Here is a 14,758-nt window from a genome sequence, read left to right on the forward strand (position 1 = left end):
GAACCAACGGAGGGGGTGAGCCGGTGTTCGACGGGCCCGAGCCGATCTACATCCAGATCGCGCAGATGATCCGCGCGCAGGTACTCGCCGGTGAGCTGAAGGAGGAGGAACAGGTCATGTCCACCACACAGTTCGCGACGACGTTCCGCATCAACCCGGCCACCGCCCAGAAGGCGTTCGCCGGTCTGGTCGAGGAGGGCGTGCTCTACAAGCGCCGTGGCCTGGGAATGTTCGTCGCGCCGCAGGCCAGGGAGCGCCTGCTCGCGGACCACCGCAAGCGCTACTTCGAGGAGGTCCTGGCCCCGGCGCTCCAGCAGGCAGACCTCCTCGGCATCCCGACCGACGACGTCGTCGCGTACGTCCTGGGCGCCGCGAAGCGAGACACGGAGGAGTCATGACGACCACCGCACCGTTCTGTGCCCGCCTGGACGACGTCGTCGTCCACTTCGGCAGGAGCCACCGGGTGCTGCAGAACGGCACCATGGTCCGGGAAGAGGCCAGCACGGCGCTCGACGGCGCCACGCTCGCGATCCGCCCCGGGGTCATCACCGGTGTGCTCGGCCGCAACGGCGCCGGCAAGACGACGATGCTCTCGCTGCTGGCGGCGTTCACCCGCCCCACCAGCGGCACCGTCCGCGTCGGGCCGGAGGGCGAGGAGGAGGACCCGTGGGAGAACCCGTGGATCACCTCCGGCACGCAGCTCGTCCGCGAGAGCGGCGACCTGATGACCGACGAGAAGGTCTCCACCTCGCTCAAGTACTACGCCGACATGCGGCCGGACTGGAGCGCGGAGACGGCGGAACGCCTCCTCGACCTGTTCGAGGTGGACGTCCGCAAGCACCCGTCGGCACTGTCGCGCGGCAAGCGCTCGGCGGTCGGCGCCACGATCGGCCTGGCCACGCGCGCGCCGCTGACCATCTTCGACGAGGTGTACCTCGGCATGGACGCGCCCACGCGGTACGCGTTCTACGACGAGCTCCTCGCCGACTACGCCGAGCACCCGCGCACGATCCTCCTGTCCAGCCACCTGGTCGAGGAGGTCGAGCGGCTGTTCGAGGACGTCGTGGTCATCGACCGGGGGCGGGTGCTGCTGGCCGAGCCCGCCGACGAGATGCGGGCGCGCGGGTTCAGCCTCACGGGCTCCCAGGACGCCGTCGAGCGGGTCGCGGGGGACCGCCGGGTGCTGCACCGCCAGCAGCTCGGCGCGACCGTGCAGGTCACGCTGGAGGGCGCGCTGGACGACGACGAGCTGGCCGCTGCCCGCGGTGCGGGCGTCGAGGTCGGCTCCGTCCCCGTGCAGGACCTCTTCGTCCGCCTGACCGGCCCGGGGCGATCATGAGCGCGACCACCTCGGCCGTGACGAGCCCCGGCAGGGCGACCCTCGTCCGCGAGGCCGAGCGACGCGGCGCCCGCCGCGCGGCCGGCGTCACCCTGCGCGTCGTCAGCACGATCGGCGGCTGGTACTGGGCGATCTTCGCCGTCGTGGCCGTCGCGGTCATCCTGGGCAACGCCCGGTACGGCGGGGACCTGGACCAGGGCATCGTCGACGCCCAGATGGGCGGCTCGTCCCGCTGGTTCGTGCTGGTGCTCGGCATCATCGTCCCCGCCGCGTACCTCCGGCTGCACGTCGCCGCAGGCGGCACGCGCAGGACCATGACCACCGGGACCGTCCAGGGCGCCCTCGTCAGCGGACTGCTGATCGGAGCGGTGACCGCGCTCTACCTGGTCGCCGAGCGCGCGCTGTTCGCCGCGCTGGACCTGACCTGGGCACGTGAGTTCGGGCTGCCGGTGGACGGCTACGGGGGCATCGCCCTGACGTTCGTCGCCGAGTCGCTCGTCGCGGCCACGTACTACCTGGTGGGCGCCGCGATCTCGGCCGGCTACTACCGCCTCGGCGGGGTGCGGGGCTCGCTCTATGTCCTCGCCGCGCTCGTCCCGGCGGCGCTCGTCGACCTGGCCACGCACACGGGCGTCACCACCCTGATCGCGGGCCCGCAGAACCTGCCCGACGGCGGGGCCGGCGTGCTGCTCGGCCTGGCGGGCGGCGCGGTCGCCGTCGCGCTGGCGGCCTGGCTGTTCGGCACGCCGCTGCGCTCCGTCCCGCTGCGACCTTCCGTCTGAGGGGCACGACCATGACAACACCGACCATCGAGGAGAGCACGATGAGCCGCACAGAGCTGGCCCGGGCCGGGCACCTGCGCGGCGTCGCCGGCGTGGCCCGGCGGCTCCGCGGCTCCGGCGTCACCGTCGGGATCTGGTTCTGGGGCGTCTACGCGCTCTACGCCGTCGGGCTCACCGTCGGCAACGCCCTGGCCGGCAACGACCTGGAGATCAGCGCGCTCGACGTGACCCTCGGCGCGGCCCGCTGGCCGATGATCGCGCTCGGCGTCCTCGCGTCCTCCGGCATCCTCACGCTCCACGTCGCCGCGGGCGGCAGCCGCCGGTCCCTGGCCGAGGGCGTGGTGCGCGGCGCCGTCGTCGTCGGAGCGGGCTTCGGCGTCGTGACCACGCTCGCCCTGCTGGGCGAGCGACTCCTGAGCACGTCACTCGGGATGACCTGGCGCCGGCTCGGGGCGCTGCCCTTCGACTCGCCCCTCACGGTGCTCGGCAGCACGCTCGCCGAAGCCCTCGTGCTCACCACCTACATCCTCGTCGGCGCGTGCATCGGCCTCGGCTTCACGCACACCGGCGCCTGGGGGACGCTCCTGATCGTCCCGCTGGCCCTGCCCGCGGTGCTCGCCGACCTCGCGACCCGCAGCGGCGTGATCGGCACCATCGCCAACATCGAGCTCGTGCCCGACCTCGAGCACGCCGAGGTGCCCCCGTCCGAGGGCCTCGCGACCCTGCTGATCGGCCTCGGCGGGGCCGCGCTCGCCGCCGTCCTCGCCGCCGTCGTGCTCCGGGCCCTGCTGCGCACGGCACCCGTGCGCGCCGCCTGAACCTCCCAGACCTGACCCGACCCGACCCAGAAAGAGTGTGACCATGACGTCCCCAGTCGTCGAAGTCAGCCACCTCAGAAAGGCCTACCCCGGCGCCGGTCGCGGCGCCGCCCCCAAGACCGCCGTCGCCGACGTGTCCTTCCAGGTCGCCCGCGGCGAGATCTTCGGGATCCTTGGCCCCAACGGTGCCGGCAAGACCACCACCGTCGAGTGCGTCGCCGGGCTGCGGCACGCCGACGGCGGGACCGTCCGGATCCTCGGGCACGACCCCCAGGCCGACCCCGCGGCCGTGCGCGAGCACGTGGGCGTCCAGCTCCAGGAGGCCGCCCTGCACGACAAGATCACCGTCGGCGAGGCGCTCGACGTCTTCGGCTCCTTCTACCCGCAGCGGGCGGACTCCGCGGAGCTGCTCGACCTGCTCGACCTGACCGCCCAGCGCCACCAGCAGTTCGGCAAGCTGTCCGGCGGCCAGAAGCAGCGGCTCTCCATCGCCCTCGCCCTGGTGGGCCGGCCCCAGGTCGCCATCCTCGACGAGCTCACCACCGGCCTCGACCCCGCCGCCCGGCGCGCCACCTGGGACCTCGTCGAACGCGTCCGCGACTCCGGCGTCACCGTGCTGCTCGTCACCCACTTCATGGACGAGGCCGAGCGGCTCTGCGACCGGCTCGTCGTGATCGACGCCGGCCGCGTCGTCGCCGACGGCACACCGGCCGCTCTCATCGAGGGGCTCGAGGGCCACCGCGGCGTCCGCCTCCGGTTCGCCGACGACGCCGCCCGCGGCCGCGCGGCCCGGCTGCTCACCGCCCTCTCCGAACGGGACCCCGACGTCGCCGGCGTCGTCCCCGCCGGGGACGAGATCGAGGTGACCGGCACCCGCAAGGTGCTGTTCGCCGTCGTGCAGGCGCTCGCGGCCGCCGACGTCGTCCCCGACGACGTGCGGACCGTCGAGCGCACCCTGGAGGACGTGTTCGTGCAGGTCACCGGCCGGGAGTACCGGGCAGAGGAGAACGAGGAGGTGGCGGCATGACCGCCGTCCGGACCACAGTCGTCCCGCGGGGCCTGCGGGCCAGGGGCTTCGGCACCCTGTTCACCACCGAGCTCAGGGTGTGGCTGCGGGAGCCGACCGGCGTCTTCTTCGCGCTCGTCTTCCCCAGCCTGCTGCTGCTCGGCCTCGGGCTGGCCATCCCCGACTTCTCCCAGCCCATGACCGACGCGCCACCGCCCTGGAACGAGGCGCCGGGCGTGACGAGCTACCTGCACACCATCATCGCGCTCGCGGTGGGCACCATCGCGCTGACCACCATGCCGGTGCAGTTCGCGACCTTCCGCGAGAAGGGCATCCTCAAGCGGCTCTCGACCACGCCGATGCCCCCGCAGAACCTCATCGGCGCGCACCTGGTGATCAACGTGCTGGCGCTCATCGTGTCCACGTGCGCGGCCGTCGTCGGCGGCATGGTGGTGCTGGGCGTCCCGTTCGCGGCCGACCCGCTGACGGTGCTGCTCGTCCTGGTGCTGTCGACGACCGCCATGTTCTCGCTCGGGCTGCTCGTCGCGGCGCGGGCCGAGAAGGGCGCGACGGCGTCCGGGCTGGGCATGCTGCTCTACTTCCCGTCCCTGATGTTCTCCGGCGTGTGGGTCCCGCTGTCCGTCATGCCGGACTGGATGGAGACGATCGGCCTCTACCTGCCGCTCGGCGCCGCGGCCCAGGGGCTTACCGTCGGCTGGTTCGGCACCGACGGCTTCCCGCTCGCGCAGGTGCTCGTCCTGGTCGGCTGGACCGTGGTGCTCTTCCCCCTCGGCGTCAAGCTCTTCCGCTGGACGTGACCCCTGGTCAGGGGTCCCCTACGCTCGTGTCATGAAGCCGTTTCTGCTGCTCGCGACGCGTGCTGAGGACCTCGCCGCAGACGGTGAGCACGAGGCGTTCCTCCGGTACGGAGGCCTCGAACCGGAGCAGCTGCACCGGGTCCGCCTCGAGCGCGAGCCGCTGCCGCCGATCGACCTGGACGACTACTCGGGCGTCCTCGTCGGCGGGGGACCCTTCAACTCCTCGGACCCCGCGGAGCTGAAGGGTCCCGCGCAGCGGCGCGTCGAGGCCGAGCTGTCCGGGCTGCTCGACGAGGTCGTGGCGCGCGACTTCCCGTTCCTGGGCGCCTGCTACGGCGTCGGCACGCTCGGGGCGCACCAGGGCGCGGTGATCGACGCGACCTACGCCGAGCCGGTGGGGCCCGTGACCGTCGAGCTCACCCCGGACGCGGCGGACGACCCGCTGCTGGCCGGGCTCCCGCCGTCCTTCGCGGCGTACGTCGGCCACAAGGAGGCGGTGCGCAAGCTGCCCGACCACGCGGTGCTGCTCGCGTCGTCGGCCGGCTGCCCGGTGCAGATGTTCCGGATCAAGCAGAACCTGTACGCCACGCAGTTCCACCCCGAGCTCGACGGCGCGGGCATCGACCAGCGGATCGCGGTCTACCGGGACTACGGCTACTTCCCGCCCGAGGAGGCGGAGGCGGTGCGGGAGCGCTGCCTCGCGGTGTCGGTCACCGAGCCGCTCCGGGTGCTGCGCGCGTTCGTGGAGCGCTACGCCCGGTAGTTCCGCAGGTCCCAGGGCACTGTGATCGACCGCATCCTGGGATCCGGTAGACAGTCGCCGGGGGTGGGGCTACCGTTTTGGCCGTGGACATCCGTTGGTATTGGCGCTTTACGTCGGCTCCTGGTGGAGCTCGGCGGGCGTACGCCTGACCAACCTTCCACCCGGAGCCAGGGCCTGGGACGCCGATCGCGTCCAGGCCCTTCGTCTTTACCGAGACGGGCCGCTCCGGACCAGGAGTCGGTGGCGGGCCGTCCGGTTCCTCGAACCAGACCCCGCCAACCAGGAGCCCCGATCCCGATGAGCATCACCCCCGCGGAACCCAGCACCGAGGCGACCACCGACCTCGGTACCCGCACCTCCGACCTGCGCATCCGCGCTCTCGACCCGCTGCCCGCCCCGCGGAGCCTGCTGGAGGCGATGCCGCTGGGCACCGCCCGCAGCGACCTCGTCACGACCTCCCGCCGCGAGGTGCGCGACGTGCTGACCGGCGAGGACGACCGCCTGCTGACGATCGTCGGCCCGTGCTCGGTGCACGACCCGGTGGCCGCGCTCGACTACGCCGCCCGGCTCGCCACGCTCCGGCGCGAGCTGTCCGACGACCTCGTCGTGGTCATGCGCGTGTACTTCGAGAAGCCGCGCACGACGGTGGGCTGGAAGGGCCTCATCAACGACCCGCACCTGGACGGGTCGCACGACGTGCGTCACGGCCTGAACCTGGCCCGCGAGGTGCTGCTGGGTGTGCTCGACGCCGGCGTGCCGGCCGCGGCCGAGTTCCTGGAGCCCACCAGCCCGCAGTACATCGCCGACGCCGTGACCTGGGGCGCGATCGGCGCGCGCAACGCGGAGTCGCAGGTGCACCGGCAGCTCGCGTCGGGTCTGTCGATGCCCGTCGGGTTCAAGAACGCGACCGACGGCGACATCCAGATCGCCGTGGACGGCTGCATCACCGCCGCGAGCGAGCACACCTTCTTCGGCGCGGACGCCGAGGGCCGCGCCGCCGCCGTCGAGACGACGGGCAACCCGGACTGCCACGTGATCCTGCGCGGCGGGCGGTCGGGCCCCAACTACTCGGCCGAGGACGTCGCCGCCGCCCTGCGCGTGGCGCGCACCTCCGGGCTCGGCGGCGCCGTCGAGAACGGCGTGATCGTCGACGCGAGCCACGGCAACTCGGGCAAGGACCACGTGCGCCAGGCGGGCGTGGTGCACGAGATCGCCAACCGCATCGCCGACGGCGAGCACGGCATCACGGGCCTCATGATGGAGAGCTTCATTGAGGCCGGCGCGCAGCAGCCGGGCCCGCTGGCGGAGCTCACGTACGGCCAGTCCGTCACCGACAAGTGCATGGACTGGGACACCACGGAGGACCTGCTCCGCGACCTCGCCAAGGCCGTCCGCGAGCGGCGCGGCTGACCTGATCTCCGCGCGGAACCGGCCGGGCCTGTCGCCCGGCCGGTTTCGTGTTTCCGCCCCTATCCTGTGCGGATGGTGGAGACGAGTGGGGTCGGGGAAGAACCTGGGCGTCGGCGGTCCCGGCGCACGGCGTGGATCGTGGGTGCGGCCGTCGTGGTGGCGCTGGTCGCCGGCATCGGCGTCTGGCAGCACGCGGCCCGCAGCGCCCGGATCGTGGCGGAGGGCGTCACCCTGAGCGGCGGCATGCCTTTTCCAGACTGCCTGCCCCGGATGGCCCTCGCCGTGTACGGCACCACCGACGACGTGGTCGTGGGGCAGACGGTGCGCAACCCTTCGCGATGGCCGGTCACGGTGACCAGCTCCGATCCCGAGGTCTACCGGTTCGAGGCGCTGAGCGACGAGCCGGGGGGCGTCTCGTCCGGCGACGGCGCCCCACCCGCCGACACCTCCGGCCAGGTCGTGCTCCCGCCGGGGCGCGAGGTCACGATGTGGGTCGTCGACCCGCAGCGCCACAGCATCCAGGACTCCTCCACCGTCTGGTATGAGTTCAGCGAGGTGCCCGTGACGCTGCGGACGCTCGGTGTCGAGCGCGAGTTCTCGGTCCAGCTGCCTGGCACGCTCTACATCGGCGGAGGCAAGGGCGGCGATCAGCTCGGCGCGGCGCTGCAGGAGGCGTGCGACGCCTGAGGGCGTTTTCGTGGACTGCCGGTACGGTCCGGCCCTACTGTCCGGCCATGACCAGCGGCGCAGCGGTGGAATCGGCGGAGCCCGTGCAGGGTGAGCGGCCCCGCGGGCGGCGGGTTGTCCGGATCGTGGGTGCCGGCGTGGCCCTGGCGCTGGTCGCGGGGGTCGCGGCCTGGCAGGCTGTGGCTCGGACGGCCGTGGTGGAGCCGGGTTCGTGGGGCAACAGCGGGGCCGGTGCGACCCTCCCCGACTGCGTTCCCGGGGAAGACCTGTGGGCGATGTTCGGTACCGACGAGGACGTGGTGCTGGTGCAGTCGGTGCGGAACGCTTCTCGGTGGCCGGTCACGGTGATCAGCACGAATCCCGACGTGTTCCGGTTCGAGCCGATGGCTGAGGACTTCCTGGACGACTACCTGCCCCTGCAGGATGTCGCGGACGGCGCACCGGACCGCTCGCTGACCTCCGACCGGGTGGTCATCCCGCCCGACCGTGAGGCGACCATGTGGATCGTCGATCCGCAGGGTGACCTCCCGACTGCCGACGGTTGGAGGATGTACGAGAACGCGGAGCTCGCCGTCCGTGTGCTCGGTGTGGAGCGCGAGCTCCCCATGCCGCTGCGGGGAACGATCGCCGTGGGTGGGGGCGAGCCCACGGCCGCCCGGCTCGACCGTGCGCTGCAGGAGGCGTGCGACGCCTGAGGGCGTCAGTCGCCCTGCGTCCACGGGCCGACGCGGACCTCCGCACCGTCGAGGATGTCGAGCCCCGTCGCCGGTGTCCCGTCCGTCGTCGCGTCGAGCGGCACCGGGTCGGCGCCCGGGACCGGGGTGACCTGGACCGTGGTGGTGGTGTCCGGGTCGTTGGCCGTCGACATGGTGTGCCAGAGCAGCGGGGCGAGCACAGCCCCGCCGTCGGGAAGCACCACGCGGGCGGGCACAGCGCCGGGCTCGGACGGACGGACCGTGACGTTCCCCTGGGGCTGCCCGGTCGCGTTCTCGAAGACGAGGTCGGGCACGTTCTCGACGGCGCACGGCCGGCCCGACACGTTGCGGGCCCGGACCGAGCTACCTCGGGTGCCCGCCGCCGAGTCCACGACGCCGAGCGTGAGCTCCAGGTCCTGTCCCGTGCAGTCGGGGGCGGCGGGGTCGTCGGGCCAGGGGGTCGCGCCGCCGGCCGGCCCGGGGGAGTGCGCGGGCGGCTCCGCGCCGGACACCCAGCCGGTCGTCTCGGCGTACCCGGCGTCCAGGACGGTGTAGGCCATCGGGGCGTCGACCGTGGCCAAGTCCTGCGCCTCCAGCCAACGTCGCAGGTCAGCAAGGCTCTGTGCGCCTGAGGCGGCGTCGGACTGGATCGCGAGCCGTCGTTCCGCGGCGAGGTAGGTGGCGTCCTGGACCCCCGGCCGGCCCGCTGCGGCGACCAGCAGCCGGACCGTGTCGACGTCGGGCACGCCGGCCCCGGACCGGTAGCGGGCGCCGGGGGCCTCCAGCTCGGCCCGGCGGTCCAGCTCGTCGGCCGCCTCGGCGACGTCGACCAGGTCGTCCGGAGCGGCCGCGGTCACGTGCGCGGTCGCGGCCAGCGGGTCCGAGCCGTTGCCCTCGCCCAGCCCGAGGCTGACGGTGGTGGCTCCTGCCGCGAGCAGCTCGTCACCGTCCTCGACGGCGTCGGCCACGACCTCGGCCGCGGTGTCCGGCCCGGCACCGACACGGAGTCCCGACCCGACGAAGTCCGACGTCACGGTGATGTTCTCGTCTTCGTCGACGTCCCTGGCCGCCCCTGCCAGAAGCCGGTGGGCGGAGCCGGCGGCCTCGCCCGCGGCGTGCGGATCCAGGGTCACCTCGACGCGCACCGTGCTCGGTGCCGTCTCGCTCCGCTGCCCGAAGTTGCCCTGGCCGGGCTCCGGCCCGAACGTCCTGGTCACCGCCACGTCGGCGACGCCGGGCAGAGCCCGGACCGCCTCGGCGGCCGCCTCGATCTCGTCCGGCGGCCCCGGGGTGCACCCGGCGAGGACGAACGCGGACGCGGCGAGCAGCAGGACCCGGCGGAGTGGCGGCACCCCGCGATCGTCCCACCGCGCCTCACCCCACGAAGGCGTCCAGCTCCTCCCGCGGAACCTTCCTCCGAGACCTGATCAGTTCCTCCACACGGTCCATCTGTTCCCACACGTTCACGGCCATCCCGGCCACGACCTGCCCGTCGAGCAGCCAGAACGCCACGAACTCGCGAGCGCTCAGGTCGCCGGAGATCACCACGTCGTCGTACCCGCCGGGCACGTCCACCCAGCCGGTGTACTCCATGCCGACGTCGTACTGGTCGCTGTAGAAGTAGGGCAGCCGGTCGAACGGGTCGGTGGCGCCGAGCATCGCGCGGCCGACGTGCGCGCCGGTCCGCTGCGCCGTGGCCCAGTGCTCCACGCGCAGGGGCCGCCCGTAGTGCGGCGAGGGGATGCTGGCGACGTCGCCGGCGGCGAAGATGTCCGGGTGCGACGTGGCGAGCGTGCCGTCGACCACGATGCCGCCGCCCTCCGACGCGGCCCGCAGGTCCAGCCCGGCGACCTCGGCGAGCCCGATGTTCGGGGTCGCGCCGACGCCGACGACCACGACGTCGGCGCCGATGCGCGTCCCGTCCGACAGGTCGACCCCGGTGACCCGGCCCTCCGCGCCCTGCAGCCCCGAGACCGACGTCCGACGCAGCAGGCGCACGCCGTGGTCGACGTGGACCCCGGCGTAGAAGTCGCCCATCTCCGGTCCCAGGACGCGGCCCAGGGGGTGTGTCCCGCGGCCCACGACCGTGACGTCCAGCCCGAGGGTCCGGGCCGATGCCGCGACCTCGAGCCCGATCCAGCCGTCGCCGACGACGACGACCCGGCCCACCCCTTCCAGCGAGGCCTCGAGCAGCATGCTGGAGATGCGGTCGGAGTCGTCGATCGTGCGCAGGTAGTGCACGCCCGCGAGATCGGTGCCCGTGACGTCGAGCGGCCGCGGCGTCGACCCGGGCGCGAGGAGCAGCTTCGCGAAGGGGAGCGTCGTGCCGTCGGACAAGGTCAGCGTGTGCTCGCCGGGGTCCAGCCCGACCACGGTCTCGTTGGTGCGGACGGTGACCTCGTGCTCGCGGTACCAGGTCTCGTCCAGCGGGAAGACGGCGTCGCGCTCCGCCTCGCCCCGCAGGTAGTCCTTGCTCAGCGGCGGGCGTTCGTACGGATGGTGGGGCTCGCTGGTGACGACCACGAGATCGCCGCGGTATCCCTCGTTGCGCAGCGCCTCCGCCGCGCGGGCCGTCGTCAGTCCACCACCGACCAGAACGTGCGGGTTCATAGGACTCCTCCTGGGCTCGGGCTCCCGGGCTTGGGGTAGGCGATCAGTCTTGCACCCGAGGTGGACGGGGGCACCAGTTTCCCGGGCGCGCTGCGGCGGGAGGCCGGGTGGGTGGGTCCAGGGCACGTCGAGCCGGCGGTGCCGGGCCGGGTCCGGGTCGGGGTCCGGGCCGCGGTCCGGGTCCAGGTCCGGGTCCGGAGCCGGGCGGTATGCCGGACGGCGTCGACCTGACGGGCCTGGCCGGTAGGGGACCGGCCCGTCTGCAGGGCTGGTGCGCCCGCTCCCCGGTGCCCAGGCAAGTGCGCTTCTACCCGGTGATCCGGCCCGAAATCGCGCTCAATGCGGGCCCGATGGCTGGGTAGAAGCGCACTTGCCGGTTTGTGCCGGCTCGCGCAGGCGCGCCGCATCAGCACCCCGCGCAACGAGAAAGGCCCTCCGACGCAGCATTTCTGCTGGCCGGAGGGCCTCTCACATGGTCGGGGTGACAGGATTTGAACCTGCGACCTCTTCGTCCCGAACGAAGCGCGCTACCAAGCTGCGCCACACCCCGATGGAGTCCACCGCGCATCAGGCCGAAGCCCTTCCGCGGAAGCCTGCTCAGAATAGCCGACGCATGGCCCGGAACGGAAACCGAATCCGTAGTGGCTCCGGTCACGCCCGTCCCGGGCCGCTGCGCGGGCGTTACGCGAGCTCGACCACGAGCTCCACCTCGACGGGCGAGTCCAGCGGGAGGACTGCCACGCCGACGGCGGAGCGGGCGTGCAGGCCGGCGTCGCCGAAGATCTCGCCGAGCACGTTCGAGGCCCCGTTGATCACACCGGGCTGGCCGGTGAAGGACGGGTCGCTCGCGACGAAGCCGACCACCTTGACGATCCGGGAGATCGAGTCGAGCGAGCCCGTGACCGACCGGACGGCGGCCAGCGCGTTGAGCGCGCAGGTGCGGGCATAGCGGGCGGCGTCCTCGGGGGAGACCAGACCCTCGCCCTCGCCGACCTTGCCGGTGGCCTGGAGCGCGCCCTCGGCGAAGGGCAGCTGGCCCGACGTGTAGACGTAGCGACCGGTCTGCACGGCCGGCACGTAGGCCGCGACCGGGGCCGCCACCTCCGGGAGCTTGATGCCCAGCTCGGCGAGACGCTGCTCGTGGGTCATGCGTCACCGCCCGTGGGGCGCTTCAGGTAGGCGACGAGACCGGTGCCGTCGGGTCCGGGGACCACCTGCACGAGCTCCCAGCCGTCCGAGCCCCATTGGTCGAGGATCGCCTTGGTGTTGTGAATGAGGAGGGGGATCGTCGCGTACTCCCACTTCGTTGCCATGCCGACGATGCTAGCCCGCGATCGGCGACGGCGATTCCGCACGAGACCTGCACACCGGCCGGGCAGGTTTTCGGCGTGCCCTGTCAGTGACACCCCGTAACCTGGGCGCATGGCCATGGCGAACCCTCGCGAGCCGCGCCGGATCACTCGGACCATACCCGCGGCTCAGCTCATCGGACTTCTTCTCGCATTCGTGCTCACCGCCGGCGCAGGCGGTGTGATCGCGGCCGGGCTGGTGATCCCGCTGGCGTCCGGCATGGACACCGCGGTCGACACGGGTGTCGAGGTGTTCGAGGAGGTGCCCGCCGAGCTGGTGCCCGGGCCCCTGTCGGAGCAGTCGCAGATCTACGCGAGCGACGGCAAGACGAAGCTGGCCACGTTCTACGCGCAGAACCGCATCGTGGTGCCGCTCGACAAGGTGTCGGCCAACATGAAGAACGCCGTCATCGCGATCGAGGACGAGCGCTTCTACACCCACGGCGGCGTGGACCCCGAGGGCATCTCGCGTGCGGCCGTGCAGAACTTCGGCGGCGGCGACACCCAGGGTGCGTCGACGCTGACGCAGCAGTACGTGAAGAACGTGCTGATCGAGGAGGCCGACCGCGCCGGCGACACCTTCGGCGTGCTGGAGGCCCGCGAGGACTCGCTGACCCGCAAGCTCCGTGAGGCGAAGCTCGCGATCGCGCTCGAGAAGGAGATGTCGAAGGACGACATCCTCCAGGGCTACCTCAACATCGCGCAGTTCGGCACGAGCGTGTACGGCGTCGAGACGGCCTCGCAGCACTACTTCAACAAGTCCGCCAAGGACCTCTCGATCGTCGAGGCGGCCACGATCGCCGGCATCACCAAGGCGCCGAGCCAGTTCGACCCGGTCGCCAACCCCGAGGACGCGTCGGTCCGTCGCAACCTCGTGATCGGCAAGATGTGGCAGCTCGGCTACATCTCCACCGCCGAGCGCGACGAGGCGATGGCGACCAAGCTGGAGGACACGCTCGACGTGCAGCCCATCGACGTCGGCTGCGACTCGGCGGGCGGCGCGGCGTTCTTCTGCGACTACGTGATCAAGGAGATCATGGCCAACCCCGAGTTCGGGGAGACCAGGGACGACCGGTACGACCTCCTGTACCGCGGCGGCCTGCGGATCGTCACCACGCTGGACCTCAAGATGCAGGCGGCGGCGGAGAAGACGATCAACGACGCGGTCCCGGCCGACAACGCCTACGACCTCGAGGCGGCCGTCACGTCGGTCGAGCCGGGCACCGGTCAGATCAAGGCCATGGCGCAGAACGTGCCGTACGACGCGCGGGCCGAACCGGCGGCGCGCACGACGGCGCAGAACTACTCGGCCGACTACAACCACGGCAACTCGCGCGGGTTCCAGGTGGGCTCCAACTTCAAGCCGTTCGTGCTGGCGGAGTGGCTGCGCAGTGGCCGCACGCTCCAGGACCGTGTCAGCGCCAACGGCTTCTCCGCCTACCAGACGGCGTTCCAGGCCAACGGCTGCGTGCACGCCTTCACACACCTGCCCTGGAACGTGTCGAACGTCGACGGGTCCGCCAGCGGCTCGGTGAGCGTGCTCCAGGGCACCTTCCAGTCGCTGAACACGGTCTATGCCCGGATGTCGCAGCAGCTCGACCTCTGCCAGGTGCAGAAGACGGCCTGGGACGTGGGCTTCCGGCCGATGACGTCGGCCCTGACGCGCGACGGTGCCGGCACCTTCCGGACCATCGACAACCCCCAGCAGGCGGACATCGACGTGGTGGCGTCGATGACCCTCGGCACCCAGGCCTCCACCCCGGTCAACCAGGCCGCCGCGTTTGCGACCTTCGCCTCGGGCGGCACCTACTGCAACCCGGTCGCGATCCTGGAGGTCAAGGACCACGACGGCAAGGACGTCCCGGTCCCGTCGGCCGACTGCAAGCAGACGCTCGAGCCCGAGGTCGCCAACACCGTGGCCTACGCCATGACCAAGGTCTTCCAGACCAGCCCGTTCGGTACGGCCTGGGGCATCGCCCCCGGCCTCGCCGACGGCCGCCCGGTCGCGGGCAAGACCGGTACGACCAACGAGGCGATGCAGAGCTGGTTCACCGGCTACACCCCCGAGCTCTCCACCTCGGTCTGGGTGGGCGAGGCCAGCGGCAACGTGCCGCACATGAACGTCTACCTGCCGTCGATGTCCTGGTACGGCGCCTCGGCCAAGGCCGGCCCGATGTACGGCGGCACGATCGCCGCGCCGACGTGGCGCCGGTACATGGACCAGGCGGTGGCCGACCTGCCCAAGACGGCGTTCCCCGCTCCCGACCCCGCGCTCGTCGGCAAGGCTCCGGCCCCGCCGAAGACGGAGGAGAGCAACGACGGCGACGAGGGCTCCGGCGGCGGTGATGCCGGCGGCGACACCGGTGGTGACACCGGCGCCGGCGGCGACAACGGCGGTGGCGCCGGCGGCGGCGACGCCGGACCGGGTGGCGGCGGACCCGGCGGTGGCGGCCGCGGCCCCGGCGGGGACGACTGATCCGC

Annotated in this window: 15 protein-coding genes and 1 tRNA gene; 11 read left to right on the forward strand and 5 right to left on the reverse strand. The window is 72.4% G+C overall.

Going from position 1 to position 14,758, the window contains the following annotated elements; all coding sequences use genetic code 11:
• Positions 1-23 precede the first annotated feature (23 nt).
• The 10 genes from ACH45N_RS21695 to ACH45N_RS21740 all read left to right on the forward strand — a co-directional run bounded on the left by ACH45N_RS21695 (position 24) and on the right by ACH45N_RS21740 (position 8,318).
• Entirely contained in the window at positions 24-398 is a 375-nt protein-coding gene (locus ACH45N_RS21695) for a GntR family transcriptional regulator (RefSeq protein ID WP_397397748.1), read from the forward strand.
• Entirely contained in the window at positions 395-1,339 is a 945-nt protein-coding gene (locus ACH45N_RS21700) for an ATP-binding cassette domain-containing protein (protein WP_397397750.1), read from the forward strand. The genes ACH45N_RS21695 and ACH45N_RS21700 overlap by 4 nt, the downstream gene beginning before the upstream one ends.
• Complete coding sequence (locus tag ACH45N_RS21705) at positions 1,336-2,121, forward strand: hypothetical protein (protein ID WP_397397752.1); 786 nt, start codon at positions 1,336-1,338, stop codon at positions 2,119-2,121. The genes ACH45N_RS21700 and ACH45N_RS21705 overlap by 4 nt, the downstream gene beginning before the upstream one ends.
• An 11-nt stretch (positions 2,122-2,132) precedes the next feature.
• Positions 2,133-2,939, forward strand: a complete 807-nt coding sequence (locus tag ACH45N_RS21710) for a hypothetical protein (protein WP_397397754.1) — start codon at positions 2,133-2,135, stop codon at positions 2,937-2,939.
• Positions 2,940-2,982: 43 nt separating this feature from the next.
• Complete coding sequence (locus ACH45N_RS21715; RefSeq protein ID WP_397397756.1) at positions 2,983-3,966, forward strand: ABC transporter ATP-binding protein; 984 nt, start codon at positions 2,983-2,985, stop codon at positions 3,964-3,966.
• On the forward strand, positions 3,963-4,763 hold the full coding sequence (locus ACH45N_RS21720; RefSeq protein WP_397397758.1) for an ABC transporter permease: 801 nt from the start codon (positions 3,963-3,965) through the stop codon (positions 4,761-4,763). Before ACH45N_RS21715 ends, ACH45N_RS21720 begins: the two co-directional genes overlap by 4 nt.
• 31 nt (positions 4,764-4,794) lie before the next feature.
• Positions 4,795-5,526 (forward strand): glutamine amidotransferase, encoded by a 732-nt coding sequence (locus ACH45N_RS21725; RefSeq protein ID WP_397397760.1) that lies wholly within the window; start codon positions 4,795-4,797, stop codon positions 5,524-5,526.
• A gap of 297 nt (positions 5,527-5,823) precedes the next feature.
• On the forward strand, positions 5,824-6,936 hold the full coding sequence (locus ACH45N_RS21730; RefSeq protein WP_397397762.1) for a 3-deoxy-7-phosphoheptulonate synthase: 1,113 nt from the start codon (positions 5,824-5,826) through the stop codon (positions 6,934-6,936).
• Between the two features lie 72 nt (positions 6,937-7,008).
• On the forward strand, positions 7,009-7,623 hold the full coding sequence (locus tag ACH45N_RS21735) for a hypothetical protein (protein WP_397397764.1): 615 nt from the start codon (positions 7,009-7,011) through the stop codon (positions 7,621-7,623).
• 47 nt (positions 7,624-7,670) lie between these two features.
• Positions 7,671-8,318 (forward strand): hypothetical protein, encoded by a 648-nt coding sequence (locus ACH45N_RS21740; protein ID WP_397397766.1) that lies wholly within the window; start codon positions 7,671-7,673, stop codon positions 8,316-8,318.
• 5 nt (positions 8,319-8,323) lie between these two features.
• Here the strand turns inward: ACH45N_RS21740 and ACH45N_RS21745 are convergent, their stop codons facing one another.
• From ACH45N_RS21745 to ACH45N_RS21765, 5 genes are all read right to left on the reverse strand, one after another.
• Positions 8,324-9,670 carry a DUF4232 domain-containing protein gene (locus ACH45N_RS21745; RefSeq protein ID WP_397397768.1) on the reverse strand — a complete coding sequence of 449 codons (1,347 nt, stop codon included), beginning with the start codon at positions 9,668-9,670 and terminating at the stop codon, positions 8,324-8,326.
• A gap of 22 nt (positions 9,671-9,692) precedes the next feature.
• Entirely contained in the window at positions 9,693-10,928 is a 1,236-nt protein-coding gene (locus ACH45N_RS21750) for an NAD(P)/FAD-dependent oxidoreductase (protein WP_397397770.1), read from the reverse strand.
• A 473-nt stretch (positions 10,929-11,401) separates the two neighbouring features.
• Positions 11,402-11,478 (reverse strand) — tRNA-Pro (locus tag ACH45N_RS21755).
• A 131-nt stretch (positions 11,479-11,609) separates the two neighbouring features.
• Positions 11,610-12,077: a RidA family protein gene (locus tag ACH45N_RS21760; RefSeq protein WP_397397772.1), complete on the reverse strand. Its 468-nt coding sequence runs from the start codon at positions 12,075-12,077 to the stop codon at positions 11,610-11,612.
• Positions 12,074-12,241: a DUF4177 domain-containing protein gene (locus ACH45N_RS21765; protein ID WP_020017885.1), complete on the reverse strand. Its 168-nt coding sequence runs from the start codon at positions 12,239-12,241 to the stop codon at positions 12,074-12,076. The genes ACH45N_RS21760 and ACH45N_RS21765 overlap by 4 nt, the downstream gene beginning before the upstream one ends.
• A 109-nt stretch (positions 12,242-12,350) precedes the next feature.
• Here ACH45N_RS21765 and ACH45N_RS21770 point away from each other — a divergent pair, with 109 nt between their 5' ends.
• Complete coding sequence (locus ACH45N_RS21770; protein ID WP_397397774.1) at positions 12,351-14,753, forward strand: transglycosylase domain-containing protein; 2,403 nt, start codon at positions 12,351-12,353, stop codon at positions 14,751-14,753.
• Positions 14,754-14,758 lie beyond the last annotated feature (5 nt).

This window comes from Promicromonospora sp. NPDC019610, assembly GCF_044389365.1.
GTDB lineage: Bacteria > Actinomycetota > Actinomycetes > Actinomycetales > Cellulomonadaceae > Promicromonospora.

Excerpts from the sequence above, each read along its gene's own strand:
- ACH45N_RS21700 (WP_397397750.1), top strand. The coding sequence starts at position 395 with ATGACGACCACCGCACCGTTCTGTGCCCGCCTGGACGACGTCGTCGTC.
- ACH45N_RS21705 (WP_397397752.1), top strand. The coding sequence starts at position 1,336 with ATGAGCGCGACCACCTCGGCCGTGACGAGCCCCGGCAGGGCGACCCTC.
- ACH45N_RS21710 (WP_397397754.1), top strand. The coding sequence starts at position 2,133 with ATGACAACACCGACCATCGAGGAGAGCACGATGAGCCGCACAGAGCTG.
- ACH45N_RS21715 (WP_397397756.1), top strand. The coding sequence starts at position 2,983 with ATGACGTCCCCAGTCGTCGAAGTCAGCCACCTCAGAAAGGCCTACCCC.
- ACH45N_RS21720 (WP_397397758.1), top strand. The coding sequence starts at position 3,963 with ATGACCGCCGTCCGGACCACAGTCGTCCCGCGGGGCCTGCGGGCCAGG.
- ACH45N_RS21725 (WP_397397760.1), top strand. The coding sequence starts at position 4,795 with ATGAAGCCGTTTCTGCTGCTCGCGACGCGTGCTGAGGACCTCGCCGCA.
- ACH45N_RS21730 (WP_397397762.1), top strand. The coding sequence starts at position 5,824 with ATGAGCATCACCCCCGCGGAACCCAGCACCGAGGCGACCACCGACCTC.
- ACH45N_RS21735 (WP_397397764.1), top strand. The coding sequence starts at position 7,009 with ATGGTGGAGACGAGTGGGGTCGGGGAAGAACCTGGGCGTCGGCGGTCC.
- ACH45N_RS21740 (WP_397397766.1), top strand. The coding sequence starts at position 7,671 with ATGACCAGCGGCGCAGCGGTGGAATCGGCGGAGCCCGTGCAGGGTGAG.
- ACH45N_RS21750 (WP_397397770.1), bottom strand. The coding sequence starts at position 10,928 with ATGAACCCGCACGTTCTGGTCGGTGGTGGACTGACGACGGCCCGCGCG.
- ACH45N_RS21760 (WP_397397772.1), bottom strand. The coding sequence starts at position 12,077 with ATGACCCACGAGCAGCGTCTCGCCGAGCTGGGCATCAAGCTCCCGGAG.
- ACH45N_RS21765 (WP_020017885.1), bottom strand. The coding sequence starts at position 12,241 with ATGGCAACGAAGTGGGAGTACGCGACGATCCCCCTCCTCATTCACAAC.
- ACH45N_RS21770 (WP_397397774.1), top strand. The coding sequence starts at position 12,351 with ATGGCCATGGCGAACCCTCGCGAGCCGCGCCGGATCACTCGGACCATA.